At 54.4% G+C, this 25,997-nt stretch carries 31 protein-coding genes and 2 riboswitches; of the genes, 15 read left to right on the top strand and 16 right to left on the bottom strand.

The features are described 5' to 3' along the window. The first annotated feature begins 176 nt into the window (after window positions 1-176). Window positions 177-617: an RrF2 family transcriptional regulator gene (locus NMQ00_RS01895; RefSeq protein ID WP_021066036.1), complete on the top strand. Its 441-nt coding sequence runs from the start codon at window positions 177-179 to the stop codon at window positions 615-617. Window positions 618-639: 22 nt separating this feature from the next. Here the strand turns inward: NMQ00_RS01895 and NMQ00_RS01890 are convergent, their stop codons facing one another. Next, a complete protein-coding gene (locus NMQ00_RS01890; protein ID WP_255177689.1) occupies window positions 640-1,572 on the bottom strand; it encodes a ring-cleaving dioxygenase in 933 nt (310 codons plus the stop codon). 119 nt (window positions 1,573-1,691) lie between these two features. On the opposite strand from NMQ00_RS01890, the gene NMQ00_RS01885 reads away from it, so the two are divergent. The 5 genes from NMQ00_RS01885 (at window position 1,692) to NMQ00_RS01865 (ending at window position 6,689) form a co-directional block, all read left to right on the top strand. Then, on the top strand, window positions 1,692-1,901 hold the full coding sequence (locus NMQ00_RS01885; protein ID WP_255177688.1) for a helix-turn-helix transcriptional regulator: 210 nt from the start codon (window positions 1,692-1,694) through the stop codon (window positions 1,899-1,901). Window positions 1,902-2,239: 338 nt separating this feature from the next. Then, on the top strand, window positions 2,240-2,374 hold the full coding sequence (locus tag NMQ00_RS01880) for a hypothetical protein (RefSeq protein ID WP_255177687.1): 135 nt from the start codon (window positions 2,240-2,242) through the stop codon (window positions 2,372-2,374). 112 nt (window positions 2,375-2,486) lie between these two features. Further along, complete coding sequence (locus NMQ00_RS01875; RefSeq protein WP_255177686.1) at window positions 2,487-3,836, top strand: MATE family efflux transporter; 1,350 nt, start codon at window positions 2,487-2,489, stop codon at window positions 3,834-3,836. Then, complete coding sequence (gene gshAB / locus NMQ00_RS01870) at window positions 3,820-6,111, top strand: bifunctional glutamate--cysteine ligase GshA/glutathione synthetase GshB (RefSeq protein WP_255177685.1); 2,292 nt, start codon at window positions 3,820-3,822, stop codon at window positions 6,109-6,111. The genes NMQ00_RS01875 and gshAB overlap by 17 nt, the downstream gene beginning before the upstream one ends. Window positions 6,112-6,188: 77 nt before the next feature. Then, complete coding sequence (locus NMQ00_RS01865; RefSeq protein WP_255177684.1) at window positions 6,189-6,689, top strand: SRPBCC family protein; 501 nt, start codon at window positions 6,189-6,191, stop codon at window positions 6,687-6,689. 40 nt (window positions 6,690-6,729) lie between these two features. Here NMQ00_RS01865 and NMQ00_RS01860 read toward each other — a convergent pair whose 3' ends face one another. From NMQ00_RS01860 to NMQ00_RS01845, 4 genes are read right to left on the bottom strand one after another with little or no spacing between them, the layout of a single operon-like run. Next, complete coding sequence (locus tag NMQ00_RS01860) at window positions 6,730-7,101, bottom strand: YidH family protein (protein ID WP_021066029.1); 372 nt, start codon at window positions 7,099-7,101, stop codon at window positions 6,730-6,732. Between the two features lie 22 nt (window positions 7,102-7,123). Continuing rightward, window positions 7,124-8,182: a threonine aldolase family protein gene (locus tag NMQ00_RS01855; RefSeq protein WP_255177683.1), complete on the bottom strand. Its 1,059-nt coding sequence runs from the start codon at window positions 8,180-8,182 to the stop codon at window positions 7,124-7,126. Between the two features lie 50 nt (window positions 8,183-8,232). After that, window positions 8,233-9,213, bottom strand: coding sequence for a zinc-binding dehydrogenase (locus tag NMQ00_RS01850; RefSeq protein WP_255177682.1), 981 nt, complete (start codon window positions 9,211-9,213; stop codon window positions 8,233-8,235). 2 nt (window positions 9,214-9,215) lie between these two features. Further along, window positions 9,216-9,707 carry a lactoylglutathione lyase family protein gene (locus tag NMQ00_RS01845; RefSeq protein ID WP_214754523.1) on the bottom strand — a complete coding sequence of 164 codons (492 nt, stop codon included), beginning with the start codon at window positions 9,705-9,707 and terminating at the stop codon, window positions 9,216-9,218. Window positions 9,708-9,824: 117 nt separating this feature from the next. Between NMQ00_RS01845 and NMQ00_RS01840 the strand changes: the two genes are divergently transcribed. Continuing rightward, window positions 9,825-10,130, top strand: coding sequence for a winged helix-turn-helix transcriptional regulator (locus tag NMQ00_RS01840; protein WP_255177681.1), 306 nt, complete (start codon window positions 9,825-9,827; stop codon window positions 10,128-10,130). A gap of 30 nt (window positions 10,131-10,160) precedes the next feature. Here NMQ00_RS01840 and NMQ00_RS01835 read toward each other — a convergent pair whose 3' ends face one another. Then, the gene (locus NMQ00_RS01835) at window positions 10,161-10,541 is read right to left on the bottom strand and encodes a VOC family protein (protein WP_034779425.1); all 381 of its coding nucleotides are present in this window, start codon (window positions 10,539-10,541) and stop codon (window positions 10,161-10,163) included. 79 nt (window positions 10,542-10,620) lie between these two features. Between NMQ00_RS01835 and NMQ00_RS01830 the strand changes: the two genes are divergently transcribed. Next, complete coding sequence (locus NMQ00_RS01830) at window positions 10,621-11,106, top strand: GNAT family N-acetyltransferase (RefSeq protein WP_255177680.1); 486 nt, start codon at window positions 10,621-10,623, stop codon at window positions 11,104-11,106. A 9-nt stretch (window positions 11,107-11,115) separates the two neighbouring features. Here the strand turns inward: NMQ00_RS01830 and NMQ00_RS01825 are convergent, their stop codons facing one another. From NMQ00_RS01825 to mtnK, 5 genes are read right to left on the bottom strand one after another with little or no spacing between them, the layout of a single operon-like run. After that, window positions 11,116-12,117, bottom strand: coding sequence for an ABC transporter permease (locus NMQ00_RS01825; RefSeq protein ID WP_214833522.1), 1,002 nt, complete (start codon window positions 12,115-12,117; stop codon window positions 11,116-11,118). A 1-nt stretch (window position 12,118) separates the two neighbouring features. After that, complete coding sequence (locus tag NMQ00_RS01820) at window positions 12,119-13,492, bottom strand: sugar ABC transporter ATP-binding protein (protein WP_255177679.1); 1,374 nt, start codon at window positions 13,490-13,492, stop codon at window positions 12,119-12,121. Then, on the bottom strand, window positions 13,492-14,568 hold the full coding sequence (locus NMQ00_RS01815; RefSeq protein WP_255177678.1) for a sugar ABC transporter substrate-binding protein: 1,077 nt from the start codon (window positions 14,566-14,568) through the stop codon (window positions 13,492-13,494). The genes NMQ00_RS01820 and NMQ00_RS01815 overlap by 1 nt, the downstream gene beginning before the upstream one ends. Next, complete coding sequence (gene mtnA / locus NMQ00_RS01810) at window positions 14,561-15,595, bottom strand: S-methyl-5-thioribose-1-phosphate isomerase (protein WP_255177677.1); 1,035 nt, start codon at window positions 15,593-15,595, stop codon at window positions 14,561-14,563. Before mtnA ends, NMQ00_RS01815 begins: the two co-directional genes overlap by 8 nt. Next, window positions 15,592-16,743: an S-methyl-5-thioribose kinase gene (mtnK, locus tag NMQ00_RS01805; protein WP_255177676.1), complete on the bottom strand. Its 1,152-nt coding sequence runs from the start codon at window positions 16,741-16,743 to the stop codon at window positions 15,592-15,594. The genes mtnA and mtnK overlap by 4 nt, the downstream gene beginning before the upstream one ends. A gap of 81 nt (window positions 16,744-16,824) precedes the next feature. Continuing rightward, window positions 16,825-16,927: riboswitch (SAM riboswitch) on the bottom strand. Window positions 16,928-17,132: 205 nt separating this feature from the next. Then, window positions 17,133-17,234, top strand: a riboswitch (SAM riboswitch). Between the two features lie 69 nt (window positions 17,235-17,303). On the opposite strand from mtnK, the gene NMQ00_RS01800 reads away from it, so the two are divergent. The 4 genes from NMQ00_RS01800 to NMQ00_RS01785 are packed head-to-tail and all read left to right on the top strand — an operon-like array spanning window position 17,304 to window position 20,269. Continuing rightward, window positions 17,304-18,461, top strand: coding sequence for a 2,3-diketo-5-methylthiopentyl-1-phosphate enolase (locus tag NMQ00_RS01800; RefSeq protein WP_255177675.1), 1,158 nt, complete (start codon window positions 17,304-17,306; stop codon window positions 18,459-18,461). Next, the gene (locus tag NMQ00_RS01795; protein ID WP_255177674.1) at window positions 18,458-19,108 is read left to right on the top strand and encodes a 2-hydroxy-3-keto-5-methylthiopentenyl-1-phosphate phosphatase; all 651 of its coding nucleotides are present in this window, start codon (window positions 18,458-18,460) and stop codon (window positions 19,106-19,108) included. The genes NMQ00_RS01800 and NMQ00_RS01795 overlap by 4 nt, the downstream gene beginning before the upstream one ends. Next, window positions 19,105-19,722, top strand: coding sequence for a methylthioribulose 1-phosphate dehydratase (locus NMQ00_RS01790; RefSeq protein WP_255177673.1), 618 nt, complete (start codon window positions 19,105-19,107; stop codon window positions 19,720-19,722). The genes NMQ00_RS01795 and NMQ00_RS01790 overlap by 4 nt, the downstream gene beginning before the upstream one ends. Window positions 19,723-19,735: 13 nt before the next feature. Next, a complete protein-coding gene (locus tag NMQ00_RS01785) occupies window positions 19,736-20,269 on the top strand; it encodes a cupin domain-containing protein (RefSeq protein WP_255177672.1) in 534 nt (177 codons plus the stop codon). Window positions 20,270-20,305: 36 nt separating this feature from the next. On the opposite strand, the gene NMQ00_RS01780 is transcribed toward NMQ00_RS01785, so the two are convergent. Next, the gene (locus NMQ00_RS01780; RefSeq protein WP_255177671.1) at window positions 20,306-21,136 is read right to left on the bottom strand and encodes a TerC family protein; all 831 of its coding nucleotides are present in this window, start codon (window positions 21,134-21,136) and stop codon (window positions 20,306-20,308) included. A 256-nt stretch (window positions 21,137-21,392) separates the two neighbouring features. Here NMQ00_RS01780 and folE2 point away from each other — a divergent pair, with 256 nt between their 5' ends. Then, window positions 21,393-22,301 (top strand): GTP cyclohydrolase FolE2, encoded by a 909-nt coding sequence (gene folE2 / locus NMQ00_RS01775; protein ID WP_255177670.1) that lies wholly within the window; start codon window positions 21,393-21,395, stop codon window positions 22,299-22,301. 37 nt (window positions 22,302-22,338) lie between these two features. On the opposite strand, the gene NMQ00_RS01770 is transcribed toward folE2, so the two are convergent. The 4 genes from NMQ00_RS01770 to pta form a co-directional block, all read right to left on the bottom strand. Further along, window positions 22,339-22,506 carry a hypothetical protein gene (locus tag NMQ00_RS01770; RefSeq protein WP_255178739.1) on the bottom strand — a complete coding sequence of 56 codons (168 nt, stop codon included), beginning with the start codon at window positions 22,504-22,506 and terminating at the stop codon, window positions 22,339-22,341. Continuing rightward, on the bottom strand, window positions 22,503-22,802 hold the full coding sequence (locus NMQ00_RS01765) for a rhodanese-like domain-containing protein (protein WP_255177669.1): 300 nt from the start codon (window positions 22,800-22,802) through the stop codon (window positions 22,503-22,505). The genes NMQ00_RS01770 and NMQ00_RS01765 overlap by 4 nt, the downstream gene beginning before the upstream one ends. A gap of 36 nt (window positions 22,803-22,838) precedes the next feature. Further along, window positions 22,839-23,558, bottom strand: a complete 720-nt coding sequence (locus tag NMQ00_RS01760; protein ID WP_255177668.1) for a DUF2711 family protein — start codon at window positions 23,556-23,558, stop codon at window positions 22,839-22,841. A 77-nt stretch (window positions 23,559-23,635) separates the two neighbouring features. Next, window positions 23,636-24,625 (bottom strand): phosphate acetyltransferase, encoded by a 990-nt coding sequence (gene pta, locus NMQ00_RS01755; protein WP_034779454.1) that lies wholly within the window; start codon window positions 24,623-24,625, stop codon window positions 23,636-23,638. A gap of 338 nt (window positions 24,626-24,963) precedes the next feature. Here pta and hemQ point away from each other — a divergent pair, with 338 nt between their 5' ends. After that, on the top strand, window positions 24,964-25,743 hold the full coding sequence (gene hemQ / locus NMQ00_RS01750; RefSeq protein WP_255177667.1) for a hydrogen peroxide-dependent heme synthase: 780 nt from the start codon (window positions 24,964-24,966) through the stop codon (window positions 25,741-25,743). Between the two features lie 77 nt (window positions 25,744-25,820). After that, window positions 25,821-25,967: a hypothetical protein gene (locus NMQ00_RS01745; protein ID WP_021066006.1), complete on the top strand. Its 147-nt coding sequence runs from the start codon at window positions 25,821-25,823 to the stop codon at window positions 25,965-25,967. Window positions 25,968-25,997 lie beyond the last annotated feature (30 nt).

Below are 25,997 nucleotides of genomic sequence, written 5' to 3'. Positions count from 1 at the left end.
TTTGAAAGTACACGTCCATTATGTGAGGTAAGTCACTTCAAAAGCAATATATAAAATACTTGTTTAAACGTAAGTTCAACTTTTCGCCTTGAATCTGCCACGCTTTTTTCACATCTTCTATCGTCGCGCTTTCGTCAGATGTCTTGTACAATGAACGGATGAAGAGGTGAAACATCATGCGGCTCACGCAAACGTGCGATTACGCACTCCGAACACTCATGTATAGCGCCACGTTCTCGCATCGTCTCGTGACGATTCAAGAAGTGGCGGATCAATATCAGATTTCAAAGAACCACGTCATGAAAGTCGTCTATGAGCTCGGCAAGCACGGATATCTCGAATCGGTGCGCGGCCGTGGCGGCGGTTTCCGACTCGCCCGACCGATGGAAGACATCAACGTCGGCGACGTCGTTCGGACGATGGAACCGTTCGAGCTCGTCGAATGTTTCGGCGAAGGCCGATGCGTCATCGCGCCCGCGTGCGATCTGCGGAGCGTCTTGAACGAGGCGATGCTCGCCTTCCTGCACGTGCTCGACCGCTATACGATTGCCGACCTCGTCGCCAACCGGACGAACGAACTGGCCATGTTGCTAGGCATACAAAACCCGACGGACTGAAATAGTCTGTCGGGTTTGTCTGTTATAACGGCTTCAATTTGGCCTCAATCTCGGCTCGTCGTGGTTCGAGAAACGGCGGCAGCGCCAAACGTTCCCCGAGCGTCTCGACCGGTTCGTCCGTCGCAAAACCAGGTCCGTCCGTCGCAAGTTCCACCAAAATCCCACTCGGTTCGCGAAAATAAATCGATTTGAAATAATAACGGTCGATTAGGCCCGAATGACTGATTCCGAATGAATCGAGCCGCTCGACCCAACGCGCCATCTCGTCATCGTCCTCGACGCGGATCGCGACGTGATGGACACTGCCCCGGCCCGGGCGCTCCGACGGTAAATCAGCACGGTCGACGAGATGAATCTCTGTCGCTACACCGCCATCCCCCGTCTCGAACACACGAACCGTTTGACCGTTCCGTTCGAACTCAGACGCGAAGCGATAACCGAGCACGTCCGTCAGCACCCGCTCCGTCTTCTCAATTCGCCGCACCGTCCACTCGCTAAATCCGAGGCCGAAGACGGCGACGTCTGCCGGCACCGGTCCGTTATTCCACGGTGTCCCTGACCCGCCCTCGACGAGACAGAGCCGTTGCCCCTCCTCGTCCTCGAAGTAAAGCGTTGGCCGACCGAGCACTTCCTCGACCGGATCATGTAACACACCAAAGGCGGTAAAGCGTTCCAACCAGTACGATAACGACCCGTCCGGCACCCGGAGCGCCGTCCGTGAGATGCTGCTCGATCCTTTATACGTCTGCCCGAGAAACGGCAACTCGAAGAACGTCAAATCCGTTCCCGGCGTCCCTGATTCATCCGCGTAAAACAAGTGATACATCGACGGATCGTCTTGGTTGACCGTCTTTTTGACGAGTCGCATCCCGAGTATCTCTGTGTAGAATCGCAAGTTCTTCAACGCGTCCCCTGTCATCGCCGACACGTGGTGTTGTCCTATAATCGCCTTCATCCGACTTCTCCCCTTTCATTATTGATTCCATTGTACCACCTCCAAATGAGTAAAGTTAGCTTTACATTAAGTGAAGTTTACTTTACACTGAAGGTAGAAACAAGAAATGAGGTGGCGGCATGCCATTAATCAATCGCGTCAAAGAGTTGCGGGCCCGGCATCAATTGACCCAAGGCGACTTGGCAGCCAAGGTCGGTGTGACGAGACAGACGATCATCTCGCTCGAAAAAGGGAGCTACACGCCGTCGCTTCTGCTGGCGATGCAAATCGCGCGCGTGTTCGAGGAGCCGGTCGAATCCATTTTCACAATTGAGGAGGAAACAGAATGAAGCGTGTCATAGTTCAATCCCTTTCAAGCATCATCTTGTATGTATTGATGGCCATGTCTATTGGCTCGTTTACTTCAGGAGTCTACAATTCCATGTCGAGTTATCAAAACGAAGGTACGCTTGTTTTCGAAATGAATGCCTTACCTTGGATTGCTCTTATCGTATTCGGTGTAGTCTGGTCAATTTACTCTTACAAAACGAGATCTGATCATAGTCTGTCATTTTGGCAGTGGTCCGTCCGAATGACCGAATTTGAAGAAACAGATGAGCGTGAACGATTCATTACGAAAAAATCAACAAAAAATGGTTACACTTCTTTCGGAATATCTGTACCTATCATGATGATGACGTTTCTGTTCTACCCGTTGTTCCAAGATGCTTTTCCGACATATCCGATTTACGCACTCGCCTCGACACTGATCATCTCGACGCTCGTCTATATGACGACTTGGATCCGCGCCTACACCCAGTAAGGAATTCACCTCGAATTCCTTTTTTTGTGTCGATTTTTCGTCGAGTCGTTCCCTACGATTGCGAATTTGGTCACGTCGTGCTTATATATAACTAAATGGTTATATACTAAATGTGTTGAAGGAGTCTTTCATCGTGAAAACCATCGATTTGACGACCGGTCAGGTTCAACGCGTCATCGTGGCGCTCGCCCTGCCGCTCGTCGGCAGTTCGCTTTTACAGTTCACCTATAGTCTCGTCGATATGTTCTGGGTCGGCGCGCTCGGTAGCGATGCCGTCGCCAGCATCGGCGCGGCCAGTTTTTATATCATGCTCGGTCAGGCGATTCAATCGCTCATCGTCGTCGGCGCCGGCATCAAAGTGTCGCAAGCCGTCGGGCGGCGGGATCAGGAGTTGATTCAGCGCTACGTCCGGGCTGGGAGGCGAATGAACCTCGGGATCGGACTGTTGTTCGTCGTTCTCCTGATTCTGTTCGGGCAGACATTAATCGGCTTTTTGAATATGAACGCCCCTGACGTCGAACGGTTGGCGTACAGCTATTTGCTCGTCAGTGCACCGATGCTCGTGTTCTCGTTCTTCAACTTGCTGTTCGCCCGTCTGTTCAGTGCTTATGGCAATACGACGACGGCAATGCGTATCAACGCGACCGGGGTCACGCTCAATATGATCCTGTCACCGCTCTTCATCTATCCGCTCGGACTCGGGGTCGTCGGTGCCGGTCTCGCGACGCTCGTCGCGAACGTCGTCATGTTCGGCTTCTTCTGGCACCGGGCCCGCGCCTTGTTCGATTGGGAGGAGACGGTCGAACCAAATCGCACGGACTATAAAGAAATTCTTCGCCTCGGTTTCCCGATGGCGACCCAGCGCGTCTTGTTCACGGTCATCAGCATCTTCCTCGCTCGCATGATCGGCTCATACGGGACCGAAGCGATCGCGGCCCAGCGCATCGGGCTTCAAATCGAGTCGATCGCCTATATGATGATTGGTGGACTGAACGGTGCCATCGCGAGTTACACGGGGCAAAATCTCGGCGCCCGCAAAGTGGACCGGGTCCATGAAGGCTACCGGGTGACGACACGGCTCGGTGTCTTGTATACCGGGCTGATCACCCTCGTGTTTTTATTCGTACCGAACGTCCTGATCGGGCTGTTCGTCGATGATCCGAGAACGATCGAAATCGGCGCGAGTTATTTACGCATCATCGGGATTTCGCTCATCTTCGCCTCCTTCGAGATGATTGGGAACGGTTATTTCTCGGGGCTCGGACTCCCGAAAATCCCAGCGACGATCTCAATCGTCTTCACCGTCGCCCGCATCCCGCTCGCGCTTGCCCTCGAGCCCTATCTCGGTCTCGATGCCATTTGGTGGAGCATCGCCATATCAAGCATCGTCAAAGGGCTCGTCTCCGCCATCTATGTCCGACTAATGAAAAAGGAAGTGACTTCCCTTGCAGAAGCGATTTAATCAACTTACAAACCAGTTGTTGCGCGGCCGTTTCGCCATCGAGCGTGAGATGCTTCGCGTGACACCTGAAGGGACCCTCGCCGTCACAAAGCATCCAGCCAAGCTCGGTGACAAGGCGACACACCCGTATATCACGACCGACTTCTCGGAAAGTCAGATTGAACTGATTACCCCGACGTTTCCGACCGTCGAAGCGGCGCACAATTTCTTAGAGACACTTTACGACATCACGGCACTGAACATCGGTGACGAGCGGCTCTGGCCACAGTCGATGCCATGTGCGCTCCCGGAAGGCGGCATCATTCCACTTGCCGATTTTGGCAGTTCCGGACTTGAGGCCGGCCGTTATCGTGAACACCTGCTCCAAAAATACGGGGCGAAAAAACAGCTTATCTCGGGCGTCCATTTCAACTTCTCGTTCGCAGATGAGTTGATCGCCTCCCTCTATGAAGGGTCACCGGAACGTTACGACCGTTTCAAGAACGACCTTTATTTAAAACTCGTCCGCAACTATTTACGGACACGTTGGCTCGTCGTCTATCTGTTAGGCGGGACACCGGCCGTCCATACGAGTTATGAAGAACGTTGCGTCAGTCAAATGCAGGCGCTCAGCGAGGATGTATATTCGAATACGACGGCGTTGTCATACCGGAATAGTGATTGCGGCTATACGAACGTCGAGCCGCTCTATCCGGATTATTCGACACTCTCGGACTACACCGCTAGCGTACGCCGTTTCATCGCGCAAGGCGATATCGCCAACCCGAACGAGCTCTACTCTCCGATTCGACTGAAGACGTCACGGGGCGGTAATGACTTAGAACGCCTCGAAGCGAACGGCATCGACTATATTGAGATTCGTAACATCGACCTCAATCCGTTCGAGAAGACCGGCATCGCGCTGTCCGACTTAAAGTTCCTGCACGTCTTTTTGCTCTACTTGACGATGAAAGACGAGACACGATTCGCGGACTGGCAAGCCGAGGCGTTTTACAACCAGCAACGCGTGGCGAAAGAAGGGTTATCCCCGACGCTTACACTCATGCGGGACGGCGAGGCGATGGCGCTCCAGACGTATGCGCTCGATTTGCTCGATGAAGTCGAAGCGTTCAATGAACGGTACACTCTCGGGTTCGATGACGTCTTCGCCTCCGTCCGAGATCGGATTGACCGTGTCGAGGCAACGTATGCATCACGCCTGACGACCGCGATGACGAGCGAAGGTTATACAGACTGGTCGCTCCGACAAGCCGAAATGTTCTATCAAGACGCGTACGCCAACCGATTCCGGATGCACGGCTACACGGATATGGAGCTGTCGACGCAGATTTTGATGAAGGCGGCCCTGAAACGCGGCTATGCCGTCGACGTGATCGACCGGGATGATCAGTTCATCCGAATCCGGAACGGTAACCAGACCGAATACGTCAAACAAGCGACGAAGACGTCGAAAGACAACTACGTATCGGTCCTCATGATGGAAAACAAGACGGTGACAAAACACGTGCTCGCCGAACACGGCATCCGTGTACCGAGCGGGGTCGAACTCCGCACTGAAACCGATTTACAAAACGCCTGGCCGACGTTCGCGAATCAATCAATCGTCTTGAAACCAAAATCGACGAACTTCGGAATCGGCATCCACATCTTCAAGGAGGGCACGACGTTCGACGAGACGCTAGAGGCGTTCCGTCACGCCCGTACGTTTGACGACGTCGTTCTGCTCGAGACATTCCTGCCTGGGAACGAGTATCGTTTCCTCGTCATCGGAGACGAGGTCGCGGGCATTTTGCACCGTGTCCCGGCGAACGTGACCGGGGATGGCGTGTCGACAATCCGTGAACTCGTCACCAAGAAAAATGAGGACCCGCTCCGCGGCAAAGGCTATAAAACACCGCTCGAGAAGATTGACATCGATGACATCGTCGTGGCGTTCCTTCGTCCACAAGGCAAGACACCGGACAGCGTCCTCGCGGATGGTGAGCTCGTCTTCCTTCGTGAGAACTCAAACATCAGCACGGGCGGTGACAGCATCGACTATACAGACCGGATCGCCGACTTCTATAAACAGATTGCGGTCGATTCAGCAAAAGCAATCGGTGCGACGATTTGCGGCGTCGATATGATGATTCCGTCGCTGGATGGAGACATCGACTACGGCATCATCGAGCTGAACTTCAATCCGGCCATCCACATCCACTCCTTCCCATATGAAGGCAAGGAACGGCCAATCGGCGAGACCGTGCTCGATTTGTTATTTGACGCAAGAGGTTGAAGAGGTCCATGAATCGGGAATAGAGACTACATTGATTAGACAGATGTATCTTCTTTCTCGAGAAAGGGGTCTTTCCAATGGAAAAAGTGAAATCTCAAGTCGAAGGCAACACGTTAGTCGTCGAACGAAGTTTCAACGCACCACGTGAGCTCGTGTTCGAGGCGTTCTCGACACCGGCCCACCTCGAATCCTGGTGGGGGCCGGCCGGATGGAAGACGGAGATTCGAACGTTCGAGTTCGAACCTGGGGGCACGTGGCATTACAAAATGACATGTGTCGACAAGGATCAAGGCGATTATTATGGTATGGAGTCATGGGGGAAATCGACGTTTCTCGAGATTGATTCGCATCGAAAAATCGTCTACACGGATGCGTTCTCGGACGCAGACGGGCACGTCAATCCAGAACTCCCCGTCATGACGATCACCAATGAGTTCGTTGATATCCCGAACGGCACGTTGTTCATCAGCCGCTCCGAATTCACGGACGCCGAGTCGCTCCAGCAAGTCGTCGAGATGGGGGCCGTCGAAGGTTTCTCCTCGCAACTCGAGCGGCTCGACGCCATCATCTCGCGATAACAACAAGCACCGTCCCTCTCGAGGCACGGTGCTTGTTTCATTAAAATAAGAAGTAGCTGACAATCAAGATCAAGGTGAAAATGAACACCATCCCGATGGCGAGCGCGACGAGGCTCATCTTCGCCGACTTGAACTGCTGAGAGTTGATTGTATGGACCTTTTTCAAATACGACCGGGTCCCGACGAGGATCGTCGCAATCCCGAAGATAATCGACAAGATGCCGATCGCCGTGATCAATTGATGCTCGGCCCCGCTCAAGTTCTCGCTTCGATAGTAATGAAAGTTCGTCACGAGAAAACCGATTCCGATGACCGTGATCGCCGTCCGGATCCAAGCGAGGAATGTCCGCTCATTCGCGAGATGTTGCTGGATGTACTGCGAATCGACCGTCTTCTCTAAGTCTAGTTTCATAACTTCCCTTCTTTCTAGCCCATCATCGCTCTAATTGTTCGAATAGTCGAGCGAGTTGAGATTCATCAATCTCCCCAACCCCGTCACCGACACTGATTTCGGTCGAACAATAGCCGTTATGCGGCACGACATAACCGGTGATGCCGATGCCTGTCTCCGTCTGGACACGTTCGATCCAACTTGAAACAGCTTCCGTACTGCCGTTCATATGAAGATGGAACATGCTCGTCACCGGTACGTCCGGTGTCGTCCACACCCCGTCAAGCGCATTGAAGCGACGCGCCAGTTCCTTCGCCTGTTCATAGTACGTCCCCATCCGGTCTTTTCGCAACTCATAGTAATAGTCAGCCGGAATGATGTACGGATATAGTCCGATCAAATCGCCGCCGTACCGCCGTTTCCATACTCTCGCCTCGGTACAGAACGGTTTCGGTCCGGCCAAGATGGCTCCGGCGATGCCGCCGATACCTTTGTAGAATGAGACGTAGACGCTATCAAACAAGGCACATACGTCCGCTGCCGTCTTCTCATAATACGGGAGTGTCTCGAATAAACGTGCCCCGTCGAGATGCAAACGAATCCCTCGCTCTCGGCAATGATGACTGATCGCCTCAAGTTCGGTGAACGGCGGCAAATATCCTCCGAGCTCCCGTTGCGGCAACTCGATCAACAGGCAGGCGACGTCCGGCAACGCCTTCACTTCGTCGATCGTCATCAACCGCTTGTCGTCCCCAATCAACATCGGCTCGAGGTGATGCAACTCCTTCAACCCGTCCTGTTCATGAATCTCCAAGTGACAGAGCGGATGATAAGCGACGTTTCGATTTCCGGTCTCGTCCGCCCAAATCCGTAACGCAATCTGTTGCGCCATCGTGCCGCTCGGGAAGAAGATGGCGTCTTCCGTGCCGAGTTCTTGCGCCAGTTTCTGCTCGAACCGCTCAATCGCTTCGCCCGTCCCGTAATGATCGCTCGCCTGATTCGGGTCAACGTCGGCGAACGCCTGCTGCAAGACGCCGACGTTCCGTCTGCCGTGACCGCTCAACTGATGCGACGTCTGTTGATACGATGTTCGTAAATTCATGTCATCCCCTCCAAAAATGGCCCCTTGTCCATAGACAAGAGGCACCATCATTAATCGCGTACCCGGACAATCAATTTCCCGCGTACTTTTCGTGTTTGCAGTTGTTCCAAACCATCTTTCAACCGATCGAACGGCAAAACGTCCGTGACGAGATTGTTCAACTCGCCCGCCTCGAGCAGCTTCATCAACTCTTCGGCCATATACGCCAAGTTGCGGATGGCGCGCTCATCCTCACTCGCGTGGGCCGCACCGAGGGCGACCTCATGGATGGACGGCGAGAGCGTAAAGCCTTTCACGTTCGACGTATCCGGTGGACCGGCGATGTAGGCAAGCTGTCCGCTGAAGGCGAGCCGGTCGAGGTCGGCTGTCGCGACGTCACGACCGACCGTGTTTAAGATGAGGTCGACACCGCGGCCGTCCGTCTCTTCCATGATCCGTTCCGTCACGTCTTCCGTGTTATAGTCGATGGCGATATCGGCACCGAGCGCTTTCACCCAGTCAAAATTGTCAGGCGACGCCGTCGTGAACACCTTAAGCCCAAGTTTCTTCGCAAGTTGGATCGCATAGCCGCCGACTCCGCCCGCCCCGGCGTGGACGAGAATCGTCTCTTTGTCGCGCGTGTTCAACTTCTGCATGACCGCCTCATATGCCGTCATACCGGCACAGAGGATGGCCGCTGCCGCCTCATCGCTCACGTCAGGCGGAACGACGGCACAGGCGCGCGCATCAACGACCGCATACTCGGCGAAACCACCGTTGTTTCCGAGGCTCGTATGGACGGCGACACGTGAACCGGTGATGATGTTGGCGAGGCTCGAGCCGACTTCGACGACTTCCCCGACGAGGTCGACCCCGAGGATGTGCGGGTACGACCAGTTCGAGTTGCCGTTCGTGCCGACTTTATAGTCGACCGGGTTCAACGCGACCGCTTCGACTTTGATGAGCAATTCGCCCGCATCTGGTGTCGGTCGCTCCACCTCACCGATGTGTAGATGTTCTAATCCAGGTTGATCAAGTAGCCAAGCCTTCATGCTCAATACGCTCCTTCCGAATATGTCAGTTCATAGGAATGCGAGTAGATTTCGACGAGGTTGCCGAACGGGTCTTCACAATACACCATCCGGTACGGTTTATCGCCCGGGTAATATTCCCGGATTGGCATCCGTTGTTTTCCGCCATGGGCGACGATTTTCTCAACGAGCCCTTCGATGTCCGGGTCTTGAACACAATAGTGGAAAATACCCGTCTTCCAAAACTCGAAATTATTCTCCGGCTTCTCATTATTTGGGAACTCGAACAGCTCGATGCCAATCTTATCACCCGTCGACATGTGGGCGATTCTGAAGCTGCCCCAGCCCGGTCCGAATACGTCCGTGCACATGACACCGATCGGCGAGTCGTCCTCGACGACGTCCGATGGTTGCATGATGGTGTACCAGCCCATCACGTCCTCATAAAATTTCACTGCTTCCGCCACACTCGGCACCGATAGTCCGATATGTGAGAATGTACGTGGATAAGTCACTGTCATCCGCTCCTTTTTGTTTGCTCAATTTGTTGGATAACGATACGATACCTTCATCGAAGCAAGAAAAATAGTACGCACATTCAAGTAACTACCCGAAAGCGAGGCGAATTGAACATGACGACCCCGTTCCCCGTCAATAAGGCGCTCGACATCATCGGCGGTAAATGGCGGCCTCAAGTGTACTGTACGCTCGAGAACGGCCCCCGCCGCTTCTCGGAGGTTCAGCGCGCCATCCCCGACGTCAGCCGTAAAGTGTTGACCGACCAACTCCGTGAACTCGAACAACTTGGCATGGTCCGCCGCATCGACTATTCGACCGAGAAACAGCTTCACGTCGAATACTCGCTCACCGAGGGCGCACTCAGCCTGCAACCAGCCATGAAGGCGCTCTGCTCTTGGGGCGAGACACACGACGAATAAACCCGCGCCGAATCTCCGGCGCGGGTTTTGTCATGCTGCGAATAGGCTGATCAGGTTTCCGTCCGGATCGATGACGATGGCGTAACGTTGTCCCCAAAACGCATCCCACGGTTCGCGGTGCGAGGCATGGCCCTGCCCGACGATCGCTTCATAGCGCGCATCCAGCTCATCCCGACTATCGCATAAGAAGGCGAGTTCGACCCGGTGCCCCGTCGCCGGTTTCCATTCCCCATACACCGACTCCGCCACTTCGACCGTATCGAAGGCGAGCCGGACACCGCCGTCATCGATTTCGACGTGCGCTTCCCCATCCATTGCTTCCGGGATTGACAGGCCGAGCAAACGGTAAAAATCGAGCGCCCGTTTCATGTCTTCGACGACGATGCCAATCATATCTAGCTTGATTCCCATGTAATCACCTCATTTTCCAAGTTGGTGGTGCTATGATGAGTGTAGCACTACATCCTGTTCGTGAAACGAGGAAATTCAAATGACCCATCAATTCGCTGTCCTGACCCAGCCACAGGCCGAAACGATCGCCTACACGTGGCACTATGAAGGGGATTATTCCTTTTATAATATGGAGGCCGACAAGGACGATTTAGCCGAATTTTTAAACGCCGAACAGCGTGGACAGTCGGTGTTCGCCATCACGTCCGACGGTGAGCTCGTCGGATTTTTGAGCGTCACGCAACCGGATGCTGAGACGGTTGATATCGGTCTCGGCATGAAACCCGATTTGACCGGGAACGGGAGCGGGCGAACGTTCGTCACATCGATTCTCGACTTCGTCAAAGTGACGTACTCGCCCCATCGCATCACCTTGTCCGTCGCCGCCTTCAATGTGCGTGCGATCCGTGTCTATGAGACGTGCGGGTTCACGCAGACCGGTTCGTTTCAACAATCAACGAACGGAAGCATATTCACTTTTATTCAGATGGAACATCAAGAAAGTCCTCAGAACCAAGCGTTCTGAGGACTTTTTCTATGTGAGCTGTTTCTTTTGGATGTACGACAAGCCGAGCGCCGCAATCAAAATTGCGCCTTTGACGATGTCTTGTGCGTAATACGGCACGTCCCACATCGTCAGCCCGTTCAACAAAATCCCAATCAAGACGGCACCGATTAACGTGCCGACGACGTTCGGTCGTCCGGTGCCGAAGACGGCGTAACCGATATAGGCGGCCGCGACAGCGTCCATCAACAGCGGTGCCCCGGCCGATACTTGTCCGGTACCGATGCGTGACGCCAAGATGATCCCGCCGATGGCGGCGAACAGACCACTCAACACGTACGCGTACAGCTTGATACGCGTGACGGCGATGCCGGAACGGCGAGCCGCCTCGACGTTCGAGCCGACGTAATAAAACTCACGTCCTGTCTTCGAATATGTCAAAAACAGATGCGCCCCGGCGAAGAAAAGAATCATCAAGATGGCGACGAATGGAACGGGACCAATCGAGCCTTGGCCGATGAAGAGGAACGACGGGATGAAGCGTCCCGGTGCCGTCCCTCCTTCAATCGGCATGTTGTCGTAAATCGAGAATCCTTTTGTATACGTCAATTGGACCCCATTGATGACGTACATGATGGCGAGCGTCGCGAGCAAATCCGGCAACCGGAACTTGATCGTCACGAGCGCGTTCAACAGCCCGACAAGCACGCCGAGGGCAATCGGGACGAGCAAAGCGACGAGCAGTTCTTGACTATGTAACACGAGGCTCGATGCCGCACCAATTGTCGCGAGACTCGCCGTCGAACCGACCGATAAGTCGAATCCGCCGACGATGAGTGAGAATGTCACCCCGAGGGCGAGCAGTGAGACGATCGATACGGATTTGATGATGTCGCTAAAGTTCGCGTACGTCAAAAACTGGTCGTTCGTCACGCCGAAGACGGCGATGAGTGCGAGAATCGCGAACAGCGTCCCGTATTGACCGATGCCACTGAAGCGTTTCGTGCGTTGTTTGATGACGAGTTGGGCCATGTTAGACGCCTCCTTTCTGTTGCCAACGGCCGCGGTCGAGCCAAAGCGTCCGGTTGGCGACCAATTCTAGTTCATGCGGTTCACTCGACGTAAAGATGACAGTCTTTCCACTTTTCGCGAGGCGGGTGACGAGTTCATAAATATCCCGTTTCGCCGTCACGTCGACGCCTTTCGTCGGTTCGTCGAGCAGATAGACGTCCCGGTCCTCGAGGAGCCATTTGCTGAGGACGACTTTTTGTTGATTCCCCCCGCTCAGCTCCCGGACCGGTTGCCCGACCTGGTCGTATTTCACTCGCAGGGAGACCAATACGCTTGTGATCGCGTTCGCCTTCCCTTCAATCGCGAGGACGTTCCGTTCAATCGAATCGTCGAGGAAAAGCCCCTGTTTCCGGCGTTCTTCTGGTACGAGGGCAAACCCGGACCGGACCGCCTGACGCGGTTCACGAATCTTGAGCGGTTTCCCGTCCAACGTCACTTGTTGTTCGACACCGGAGAGACCGAATAGCGCCTCAATCAGCTCCGTCTTCCCGCTCCCAGTGACGCCGCCGATGCCGACGACTTCACCTTTATACGCCGTGAACGAAAGCTTCGTCCCGAACGTCGGTAACGTGAGGTCTGCCTGAATCCGCATCTCGGTTTCCGGAACGGCTTTCTCTAACGCTTCTGCCATGTCGGATCCGCTCAAATACGTATGGATCTCCTGTTCTGACAATGCCTGAAATGGCCCTTCGTAAGCGATGCGCCCGTCCCGGAGGAACGTCGTCGTCGTGGTGACGCACGACAGTTCATCTGACCGGTGAGTGATGAGAAGAATGCCGACACCGTCCTCTGCGAGCGATTGCAATAATGTAAGCAGTGCTGCCGCATCATCTGTCGACAGTGCGGCAGTCGGTTCGTCGAGCAAGAGATAGGCCGCATCACTCGCAAGTGCCCGGGCAATCAAGACACGTTGTTTGACACTGAGCGGGAAACGCCCGACCGGTTCGGTCACGTCAATCTCTAGCCCGACACGTTCCAAATAGGTAGCCGCTCGCCGTTTTAGTTCGCGAGGACGAATTCGTTCAATCGTCTGCCACGGTACGACGTTCTCATAAACCGGTAAATCGAGGTAGAGGGCGTCATCGACTTCTTGCGACACCGTGATGACCCCGCGGCGAATCGCCTCGGCCGGTGTGAGTGTGACCGCCGCCTCGTCGAGCTCGACCGTCCCGGACGTCGGGGTGATGGCGCCGCTCAACAGCTTCACGAGCGTACTCTTTCCGGCCCCGTTCAACCCGAGCAATCCATGAATCTCGCCACGTCGGAGCGTGAAGCTGACAGCGGCGAGCACCGTGACGTCGCCATAGCGTTTCGTGACGCGTTCAAGCCGCAACATCAGTCCGTCCCTTTCATCCAGTCCGACCAGGCCGCGTCTGATGCGCCCCAGTTCGGGACGTATTGGCCAAGGTCGTCCATCGTCACTTTCTCGTCCGGCAAGACGTCACGATCGACGAGGTACGGGTCGACCGAATGAATCGACGGTGTCTCTTCGCCCACTAATTTTTGATACGCGTACCGGACTTGAATCCGTCCGATTTCAGCCGGGTCGGTCGCCGCCGTCACTTTCCACGGGCTACCGTCCTCTTGCATGAGCTGCAGGTCTTCGTCACTCAAATCGATACCATAGACGGCGATTTCATCGCGTCCGGCTTGTTTGATGGCACGGCTCGCCCCTTTGGCGAACTCGTCCCACATCGCGAATACGGCATCAATCTCGCCTTCCGGATACTTCTTCAAAATCGCTTCCATCTGGCTCTGTGTGTCGAGCGCCGTATTGTTCGTCGCCGAACCGAATTTGGCGACTTCCGTGATGCCCGGGTAGCGTTTCAAGAACGCATCATAAATCGTGTGGCGTCGTTCCATCGGCGTGAAGCCACCGACCCAAATCGTGACGATGTTGCCTTCGCCGTCCAAATCTTCGGCGAGTGCCTTGAGAGAACGCCAGGCGAGCGAATAGTCGTCTTGGTCGATGACGGTCACCCCGTCGTTCGTCAAATCGTTGTCGAACGCGACGACTTTGATGCCTTTGTCGAGTGCGCGTTGGACCGGTTCTTTCAACGCATCGGCGCGGCCATGGTCAATCAAGATGACATCGACGCCTTGCGTCGTCGCCGTGTCGACGTAGCTCGCCATCTTCGACAGATCGTTGTCGGCGTTGTACACTTTCACGTTGCCGCCGAACGATTCGACTTGTTCCGTCACCCCGTTAATATACTGCGACGAGAACGTCCCAATCGACATCTGCATGATCAAGGCGACGTCGATATCCTTCGGCAACGTCCCGTTCGAGACCGAGACGGGTTTCGTCTCTGCCGTCTTCTCGGCCGGCTTCGATGGTGCCGCTTGCTCGTTCGTGCAACCGACGAGCGCCAAGACGAATGTGAATAACAAAATCAATAGTTTTTTAGACATGAATCGTTCCCCCTACATGATGTGTGATGGCAGCTTCTGTCGGTTCGAACACACCCGCCTCGGTGATGAGTCCGGTGATGAGGTTCGGTGTGGTGACGTCGAACGCCGGATTGAAGACGGTGATGCCGACGGGTGCCGTCGGGTGACCACCGATATGTGTCACTTCTGACGGGTTCCGCTCCTCGATTTCAATCGTGTCGTCCGCCGTCAAATCGAACGTCGAATGCGGTGCCGCGACATAGAACGGAATGCCGTAATGCTTGGCGAGGACGGCGAGCTGCAACGTCCCGATTTTATTGGCGACGTGCCCCGTCCGTGTGATGCGGTCGGCTCCGACGATGATGGCATCGACTCGTTTTGACTGAATCGTCCAAGCCGCCATATTGTCGGTGATGAGCGTCACGTCGATATCGGCCCGGTCGAGCTCCCAGACGGTGAGGCGTGCCCCTTGCAGGAGCGGCCGCGTCTCACAGGCGAAGACGTTGAAGGATACGCCGCGTTCTTTTCCAACGTAAAACGGCGCGAGCGCCGTGCCGTAACGCGATGTCGCGATGGCACCGGCGTTGCAGATCGTCAACACGTTCCCTCCGGCCGGCAACACCGTCAGTGCATGTTCTCCGATGGCCCGATACGTATCGACGTCACGGTCGTACAGGGCGATGGCGCGGCGTTTGATTTCCTCGGCAATCGCCTCAAAGTCGTCCCCGACATTTAAATCAAGGAGCGATTCGATCACGTTTTGTAGATTGACCGCCGTCGGCCGGGTCGCGATCAAGCGGCGTCCGACGAGGTCGAGCCGACGCGTGAAGTCCGGGTCATCGACTAACCGGCCCGCCTCTTTGGCGAGGACGAACGCCCCGAAGTATGCGATGGCCGGGGCCCCTCGGACTTGGAGCGTCTCGATGGCATGTTCGGCCTGTTCGAGCGTCTCAATCGTCACGTAGCGCTCTTCATGCGGCAACAACGTCTGATCCAATACGATGAGTTCGTCCGTCGGCGGATGGAAACGGATGTTTTGAACCGTCATACGCGCACCCCCGACAAGAGCGTCACCAAATCGTCAATCGACTCGACGCTGTGGCGTTCTTTAATGAGCGCCGTCCCGAGGGCGAGCGCATCACGTTTTCGTTCGAGCCGCGTCGCTTCCGGCAACGTCTCGAGATCTGCGACACCGGCCAGTCCGACGGCACGGCGAATGAGCTCGCAACCGGCGTAGCCGATCGTGTCGCTGAAGATCGTCCGCAACAACTCGTCGACGAAGCCGTCTGTGTTAAATGGCTCGACGGCACGCTCAAAGTTGGCCCGGAACGTCTTCTCAAACGTCTCCCACACCGTCAAGGCGTCCGTGAAACGCTCGAAGCGTTTGAGCGGGTCATGGAACGTCGACAACGTCAAATGGGCGATGATTTGGCCGAGGTCGAAGCCGAACGGTCCGTAAAACGCGAACTCTGGATCGATGATTTTCGTCTCTTGCTGGGTCGCGAAGATGCTGCCCGTATGTAAGTCCCCGTGCAGGAGCGCCTCATGTTTCGTGACAAACCCAACTTTCAGTTTCGTCACCTCGACCTTTAACGCCTGGTCTTGCCAGAGGCGTTCGACATCTTCTTGAAGCGCCGCCTCGATGTTGTTCGACTCCGCGTCTTTGAACGGGTCGGTGAAGATGAGCTTCTCGGTGATGTCACACAGTTCCGGGTTGTAATAGTCACGTTCAATCCGTTTCTTCGCGATCGGTCCCGCCGCGTAGTCCGACGTCGCGAACAGCGTCTCGCCTAAAAATTCACCGACATGACGGGCGAGTTCCGGGTAGCTCTCCCCGTTCAAATAGCCGGTGCGGACAATCTCATAATCAGACAAATCTTCTATAATCGTGTAGGCGAGTGTCCGATCGCTGCCGAGGACGGCCGGGACGAACCGCGGCGCGACCGTCGCAAATTCACGGAGTGCCAACTGTTCAATCCATGCCCGTTCGAGCGTGAGCGGCCAGCTCTCGCCGACGACTTTGGCGTATGGGAGCGCCTGTTTGACGATCAGGCTTTGTTCGCCTTGGCGAATCCGAAACACGAGATTCAAGTTGCCGTCCCCGATCTCCTCGCACTCGGCGATTCCTTCTTGCAAGTATCCTAACTGACGGACGTGCTCGACGACGGTCTGTTCTGTAAATGGTTGATATGACATGATGTTTTCCCCTTCCTGTACGTTGCCCACAAAAAAAGCCCCTTTCTCCGCGAGAAAGAGGCACAGCCAAAATGGTTGTTCCTCTCATCTGTCAGACATTCGTCTGGTGGATGTAGCACCGTGCCTAGTGGTCGGTTGCTGCGGCGTCATCGGGCCAATTCCCTCTGCCAACTCGCGATAAGAGTGTATTATTCGATTCGGTGAACTTATGTGATGAATATTACGGACTCGATGTCACAATTGTCAACGTCATTTTCTCGGTGCACCTCCGTCTTTTTTTGTGCATATATGGAAACAACTTCCCAGAATATTTTTTTTGGAAAAAAAGGAATTGACGACGTGACGAATCTATGCAAAAATTCAATTAAATTTCACAACTTCAAATCACATTCTTATCAAGAGCAGACGGAGGGACGAGCCCGATGATGTCGCAGCAACCGACCAGAGATGGCACGGTGCTAATTCTTGCAGCGAAAGCTGAGAGATAAGAGTTCATTTTTTATGATGACCTCTTGCCTCGGCATGGGGTCATTTTTTGTTTGCCTGGAAGGAGGAACCATATGAGTATCACTGCCACATATGAAATCAAACGAACGGACGCGGTCGCGACCGTCGCCGACAAAATCGCCCTCGAGCTGACCGTCGGCACATGGACGGAGCTGCCTCACTTAGAGCAAGAGCAGTTACAGACGTACCGGGGTGAGGTCGTGTCGACTACCCATACGGACACGACGAGCCGCTTCACGATTCGCTATCCGTTACATAATGTCAGCCCTGACTTTTCATCCATCTTGACGACGACGTTCGGGAAACTGTCCCTCGACGATTCGATTCGGTTAATCGATTTGACGTTGCCCGAGACACTCGCCCCCCATTTCAAAGGCGCCAAGTTCGGCGTCGACGGGATTCGCGATTTACTCGGTGTCCATGATCGCCCGCTCGTCATGAGCATCTTCAAAGGTGTCATCGGCCGTGACCTCGCGTTTCTCGAGCAACAACTCCGCGATCAGTTCGCCGGAGGCATCGATATCGTCAAAGACGACGAGATTTTATACGACAACCCGCTCACCCCGTCGCTTGAACGGGCCCGGGTCGGAGCGGATGTCATTCAAGCCCACTTCGAGGCAACCGGGAAGCGTGTCCTCTATGCCATCACGCTGAGCGGCCCCGTGTTCGGTCTGCGTGACCAAGCGCTCCGTCTCATCGAGGCCGGTGCGACGGCGCTCTTATTCAACGTCTATACGTACGGTCTTGACGCACTGCGCGAACTTGCGAACGACCCAGATATCCGTGTCCCCATCTTGGCACATCCGGCCTTCGCCGGCGCCTTGACCGGGTCAATCAGTCATTCGCTCTTGCTCGGTAAACTCCCACGCCTCGCGGGGGCCGATTTGACGCTCTTCCCGTCACCGTACGGCTCCCTTGCGACACCGCGGGACGAGGCGTTCGCGATTCGTGACCTGAGCACCGAACCACATTGGTCGAAACCGATTTTACCGGTCCCGTCAGCTGGGATTCATCCGGGACTCGTCGCCGATATCATCCGTGATTTTGGAACGGATGTCGTCATCAACGCCGGCGGTGGGATTCACGGTCATCCGGACGGCGCAGCCGCCGGGGCTCGTGCGTTCCGACAAGCGATCACTCACGTCCTCGGTCAAACCGAAGGCCAGACGGACGAACTCGATACCGCGTTGAAGGCGTGGGCGCCCCGATGACGGTCCATATCCTGTGCGACTTCGATGGGACGATCACGGCCGAAGACAATATCATCGCGTTGATGAAGGCGTTCGCGCCTCCGGCTTGGGTCGAGTTGAAAGATGCGGTCCTCGAGCAACGGATCTCCATTCGCTCCGGCGTCGGTCAAATGTTTCAACTATTGCCGAGCGAGGCCGCCCCGGCTTACCGCGATTATTTGTTGGAGCGGATCACGCTCCGCCAAGGGTTCCCGTCATTTTTAGAACAGGTTCGGGCCCACGGCTGGAAGTTTGACGTCGTCAGCGGCGGGATGGACTTTTTCGTCCAGCCGATTTTAGCAGGCTACGTCGATCCCGAGCACATCTACTGCAACGTCGCCGACTTCTCCGACGAGACGGTAGGCGTCGCTTGGCCGCACGCTTGCGACGAACAGTGTACAAACGATTGCGGCTGTTGCAAACCGACGCTCGCTCGCCGCATCGTCAATCCCGCCGACCGCTTAATCGTCATCGGCGACTCAGTGACCGACTTCGAGGTCGCGAAGCGTGCCGACTTCGTCTACGCCCGAGGTCAACTCATCACGCTCTGCGAAGACGCAGGCATCCGTTACGCCCCGTTCGAGACGTTTGACGACATCACCCATCACTTGAAGGAGGTGGCCGTATGAGCCTTGCGGCACGTTGGCTTGAACTCGCCGACATTAAAGACGAACTCGCCGCCCGCGACTGGTTCCCCGGAACGAGTGGGAATTTGGCGATTCGCGTGTCCGACGACCCGCTCGAATTTCTCGTCACGGCGAGCGGACGCGATAAACGAAAACGAACGCCGGACGACTTTGTTCACGTCGACGCGGCCGGACGCTTGATTGGCGAACAGAACGGTCGTCCATCCGCCGAGACGCTGCTCCACGTCGAAGTGTTCAATCGGACGGACGCGACGTGTTCGCTTCACGTCCATACGGTCGACAATAACGTCATCTCCGAGCTCCATGCCGCCACCGGCGAAGTCGTCTTTACTGGTCAAGAAATCATCAAGGCGCTCGGCTTTTGGGACGAGGATGCGGTCGTCCGCGTACCGATTATCGAGAACGATGCGGACATCCCGACGCTCGCGGCCGCTTTCGCCTCTCATATCCGGGCAAACGCCGGTGCCGTCCTCATCCGCAATCACGGCATCACCGTCTGGGGCGAGACCCCGGCCGCGGCCAAACGCTATTTAGAGGCTTACGAGTTCTTGTTCAGCTATACGTTAAAACTACGCGCCCTAGGCGTCCATTCATAAGGAGGAACCAACCATGGCAACTGTCTATTTCCAACAAACCGAAGAGCGTTACGTCGATCAAACTGAAGTGAGTGCCTTTTTAGAGTCTCGCGGGATTTTGTACGAGCAGTGGGATATCACAAAGCTCCCGGAAAACCTGCAAGAGAACTATCAGTTGACGGACGAGGACAAACAAGCGATCTTGACGACGTTCCGTTACGAAATTCGCGACGTATCGGAGCGCCGCGGCTACGAGACGGCAGACGTCATCTCGTTGTCGGATGCGACGCCGAACTTGGACGAACTGCTCGTCAACTTCCAAAAAGAACACCACCACACGGATGACGAGGTCCGCTTCATCGTCAGCGGCCATGGCATCTTCGCCATCGATGACGCCGAGCGCGGCTACTTCAACATCGAGCTCAACCCGGGCGACCTCATCTCGGTGCCGGTGAACACGCGCCACTACTTCACGCTCCAAGACGACCGCAAAGTCGTCGCCGTCCGCATTTTCGTGACGACAGAGGGCTGGGTGCCGATTTACGAGAAACAAGACGTCACGGCATGAAAAATGGTCTCTCGCATAAAGGCGAGAGACCATTTTTTAATGTTTGACCGCTGTCGGTTTTGAAGAGAACCAACCCCATACCGCGATACCGACCATGACCGACCAGAAGAACACGGTCCATGCCGTCGAGTGGACGAATCCGTCCGGAAGACCCATGAACGCGAACGGTGTACCGGCAATCAATTCCTTGAAGCCAGGGTGTTCGAGAACGAGCACCGTCAATTTCACACCGACCCAGCCGACGATGATGAAGGCGGCCGTTTCGAGTGTCGGACGTTGATGCAACAGCTTGACGAAAACTCGAGCAGCGAAACGCATCAAGATGACCCCGATGAGTCCACCTGTCAAGACGACGAAGAACTGACCTGAGTCGATGCCACCAATCTCACCGAGACCGAGCGGCGGCAAGCTGACCGCAAGTGCGACCGCCGCAAGAATCGAATCGACCGCGAAGGCGATATCGGCGAACTCGACTTTGGCGACCGTCCACCAGAACTCTTTCTTCGTGACCGGCTTCTCCGTGATGGCCGTCTCTTCTTTCGCCTCAGCGGCGAGATCTTGTTTCGGATCCATCTTACGGGCTTTATAGGTCATATACAGGTGCCGCGCACTCATTCCAATCAAGTAAAGCGCACCGAGCGCCTGGACTTGCCAGACGTTAATCAAGAATGAAATCAAGAACAATGCGATGAAGCGGAAAACGAACGCTCCGAGTAATCCGTAAAATAGTGCCTTCTTCTGTTCTGTCCGCGGCAAGTGCTTGACCATGACCGCCAAGACGAGCGCGTTGTCTGCAGAAAGTAGCCCCTCGAGACCGACGAGTACGACGATGATCCAGGCGTACTGCAGGATTAACTGCCAATCCATTAAAAACATCCCCTTTTTTGTTGTGTTCCTTCATATTTAATAGTGATCTATTTTTTAAGTTCACAGGAACATTTTATTCCCGATTCATATCGAAATCAATCTTCTTTTCTTCGATTGCTGAAGTTTTTTAATTTGTCAGCACGTTCAAAGCATGTTCAAAGAGCAAAATGGTACCCGGTCGATGTACATTTCGTGATAAAATCCTAACAAGAACGAGTGGCAGTCATTTGCCCTCTCAAAAAAGGAGAATCCGATTATGTCTACAAGCCATGTCGCTTTACCTACTAAAGCAGAACGACATAAATTATTCGGTTCGGTCCCGCCGATCAAAGGCACGAAGCCAACTGAAAAAGATAAAATGGTCGATCTACAAAACACACCAAAAAACTTCTTGTTCGCGCTCGACAGCGTCGGCATCTCAAACGTCAAACACCCCGTCAACATCGAGACGCCAGACGGTATCCAAGCGACGGTCGCTACGTTCGAGTTGACGACTTCGCTCGTCCAAGACCGTAAAGGGATCAACATGTCGCGTCTGACAGAACAGCTCGACGCGTACCACACACAAGGTTGGACGTTATCGAACCGCTCACTCATCGAGTTCGCGCAAGAACTCGCCGAGCGTATGGAACAGACGGAAGGTCAATTGACGGTCCGTTACCCATGGTTCTTCAGCCGGAAAGCACCAGCCACAGGTCTCAGCGGTCTCATGAACGCGGACGTCATGCACAACGTGACGTACAACTTAGAGACTGGTATGGCGAGCGTAACGGTCGGGCTCGTCATCAACGTGACAACACTTTGCCCATGCTCGAAAGAAATCAGTGAGTACAGCGCCCATAACCAACGCGGCTACATCACGATTGAAGCAGGTCTCGATGAAACTTCGCTCGACGGTTTCGACTGGCGTCTCGCGCTTCTTGAGGCAGCCGAGTCGAACGCATCGGCCCCGCTTCATCCTGTCCTCAAACGTCCGGATGAGAAGCGTGCGACGGAAATCGCGTACGAGAACCCGCGTTTCGTTGAAGATATGGTCCGTTTGATCGCGGCTGACTTGTACGAAATGAAACAAGTCGTCAACTTCTTCGTCGAATGCCGCAACGAAGAGTCGATTCACCAACACGATGCGATCGCTTCGATCACATTCGATAAACGCGATAACTAAAAAACGAGTGAAGCCTCTGCGGGCTTCACTCGTTTTTCTATAGACTTTGGACGAGCCGAATCGTCAACAGCATGACGATGACGATGATCCAGACCGCCCAGACGAGCCGCCACTTGTCCCCATCGACTCGCTTGACGAACGTATAGACGGTCAAATAAAGCGCAATCAACAGCGGGATGGCGACCCATGGATTATCGAGCATCACGCTTCGACGTCACCGTCCCAAGCGAGCATGCCGCCTTCGACGTTGATAACCTTGTAGCCTTCTGACTCCAAATAATCGCATGCCGTCACACTGCGGCCGCCTGAGCGGCAGATGACGTGATAGACGTTGTCTTTCGCGAGCTTGTCCGTGACGCCAGGAAATTCAGACAGCGGATAGAGCGGTACGTTCGGAATGTGACCCGCATCGTACTCGTCTTGTTCACGGACGTCGATGATGTGGAGTGATTCGCCGTTCTCAAGTTTTTCACGTAATTCGGTTGCATGGATGTTTTGCATGGTGGTTCCCCCTTCAAAGTGTTGTCCCCTACTAGTTTACCTCAGTTTCGCGTCAAACAAACTCCAATTGATTGTCGTGTCGTCCTGACAATAAAAGCCTTCCAACTCACAACGTTTCACCATCTGTTCGACCCAATCTCGGCTGCCACAAATCAACGTGAAATGGCTATCCCAAGGCGGTACGATGAGCCAATCATGTTGATGTCCGAAGAACGTCCGATGACGCACCCCCCACGTATCAGAGGTTAGCGTCTCCCGAATGTTGATGAGATGCCGTTCCGTGCAGAACTCGTCCCCGCTCCACATCCACTTTTCTCCCATCTCAAGAAGTGCTCGTAACACCTGATTCTCTAAAAGATTAGACAGTTCCCCTTCGCCCGGTGGAAGTACGTTCTCGCGATCGCAAGATTCGATGATTCGATTCGCACCTTCTTGATCTTCGGCGTGCGGTTTCAGCGCTCCAATCATCGTCCGGAGCGCGTGATCGATGCGTTTGATGTCATCGAAACCAAGTCGGCGACGCATATCAGCCCAGGTGATGGCCCGAAATTGCTGTTCGACCTCGTTTTTATCCATCTCGACATAACGGTCAACCGCTGTCGGGTCGTTTTTCGGGACTAGAAACGGATGAAACACGACGAATACCGTTTCAAACACCCCTTCGTAATACGTTTTGATCGGATAATCATCTCCGCCACCGAACATGGCGTACCGATGCCCTTCCGGCAATGTGATGATGTCTTCCACTTCGTCCATTTCCTCGCCCCCTTTTCCAATAGTTTACAATGTGACCACAAAAAAAGCATCCACCGCTCAGGAAGGATGCTTTTGACTTACGCTTCGTTGCGCTCGTCGATGGCTTGTGCCGCTGTGATGAGCGTCAATTTGTAGACGTCCTCTTCGTTACAGCCACGCGACAAGTCGTTGACCGGCTTGTTGAGGCCTTGAAGGATCGGTCCAATCGCTTCGAATCCGCCGAAACGTTGAACCATCTTGTAGCCGATGTTTCCGGCTTCGAGGCTTGGGAAGACGAAGACGTTCGCATTCCCGGCTACTTCAGAGCCTGGTGCTTTCTTCGCCGCCACGCTCGGTACGAACGCCGCATCGAATTGAAGTTCGCCGTCGATTGGAAGGTTTGGTGCCTTCTCTTTGGCGAGACGTGTCGCTTCGATGACTTTCTCCGTCTCTGGCGATTTCGCTGAACCTTTTGTCGAGAAGCTGAGGAGCGCGACTTGTGGCTCGATGCCGAACGTCTTCGCTGTCAACGCTGACAAGTAGGCGTTTTCGGCGAGGTCAGCCGCGTCCGGTGCGATGTTGATTGCGCAGTCCGAGAAGACGTACTGCTCGTCGTCACGTACCATGATGAAGACGCCTGACGTCTTTTTGATGCCTGTTTGCATCTTGATGATTTGAAGGGCCGGACGAACCGTGTCGGCTGTCGCATGCATCGCGCCTGAGACAAGACCTTCTGCTTTTCCTGTGTGGACGAGCATCGTACCGAAGTAGTTCACGTCTGACGATAATAATTCACGTGCCTGTTCCGGTGTCGCTTTACCTTTACGGCGTTCGACGAATGACTCGACGAGTGTGTCGATGTCTTCGTACGTCGCTGGGTCGTATTGCGTCAAACCTGAGATGTCAAAGCCGTGCTTCGCAGCGACCGCTTCAAGCTCAGCTTTTGGTCCGATGACGATCGGTTCGACCATGCCGTCATTCTTCAAACGAACCGCGGCGCCGAGGACGCGCTCGTCAACGCCTTCTGGGAAGACGATGGTCGGGCGAATCGGGCTGACTTTTTGTTTCAACGTGTCAAATAGTTTCATAGTGAATGAACTCCTTTTCGATTAGAAGAAATCGGATTTTTTCTCTCTCGGACGCTCTCGTCCATATGCGAGTTTTATTATACACAGTACGTTTTTTAAAATAAACTATTCTGCCCATTTCGTCATAAATCGCTTGAAATCAATCATTATATGGATAGAACAGTTTGATCTTATCGACTGATACAGGCTGTTGTGAAGCCGTTTTCATAAAACCTGTTCTCTACCTCTTTACCCGGCTCGAAGTGTGACTAGCCTCACAGCAGCCCCAAATTTGCCAGGCGGTCAATCGTGTATGGTAAAATAGTCAGCGAAGCCTAGTCTCGAAAGGAGTTTTTTTAATGTCAGAACGTCCAGCACCAACACCGACAACCGATACGCAACACGCAGCCGCCACGTTAGACGGTTGGTATACGCTCCATGATTTCCGCTCCATCGATTGGACTCGTTTAAAAACAGTCGACCCAACCGCGCGTCAAGAGATGATTGACGAGTTCGTCGCTTTCCTCGGCTCACTCGAAGATGTCGAGACACGTGGTGAAGGGAGTCACGCCTTCTATTCGATCCTTGGCCAAAAAGCGGACGTCGTCTTGATGGTCCTTCGTCCGACGTTCAAAGAGCTCGAGCAAGTCGAACTCGCCCTCCGCAAGACGAAATTGTACGATTATATGATTCCAAGCTATTCGTATGTCTCTGTCATCGAACTCGGCATGTACCGCGGTTCAGGGGACGGCGACCCGTACGAGAACCCGCACATCCGGGCCCGTCTCTATCCGACGCTCCCGAAAGCGGCCCACATCTGCTTCTATCCGATGAGCAAGGCGCGCCGTGACGGAGACAACTGGTATTCGTTGTCGATGGATGAGCGTAAAGAGCTCATGTATCGCCACAGCATGATCGGCCGCAGCTATGCCGGTAAGATTCAACAGTTCATCGGCGGCTCGACCGGTTTCGACGGTTGGGAATGGGGCGTCACGTTGTTCGCTGAAGACTCGCTCCAGTTTAAGAAAATTGTCTATGAGATGCGCTTTGACGAAGTCAGTGCCAAATATGGCGAGTTCGGCGACTTTTACGTCGGGAACATCTTGCCTAAAGAAGAACTTGGCACATTCCTCGGCTGAACGAGGTTTACGCCATCACGCCCTCGGGAATCATTGTTGTAGAAGCAACATAACAATGATCAATGAGGTGAACAACGATGCGCGTGTTCAAGGAATCAGATCGAGACACGGCGAAACGTTTAGATTCGTTCATCGAACGAATGGCACCGACGGCAGAACTAGTCCAACTTCGATTTGAACAGCAATTACAACATACACAGCGAAAGGGTCAGGCAAAAGCCTGACCCTCAGACTGTAGACAAAACATTGTCTGC

The organism is Exiguobacterium aurantiacum, from assembly GCF_024362205.1.
Taxonomy (GTDB): domain Bacteria; phylum Bacillota; class Bacilli; order Exiguobacteriales; family Exiguobacteriaceae; genus Exiguobacterium; species Exiguobacterium aurantiacum_B.
This window is presented reverse-complemented; position numbering and strand designations above follow the sequence as displayed.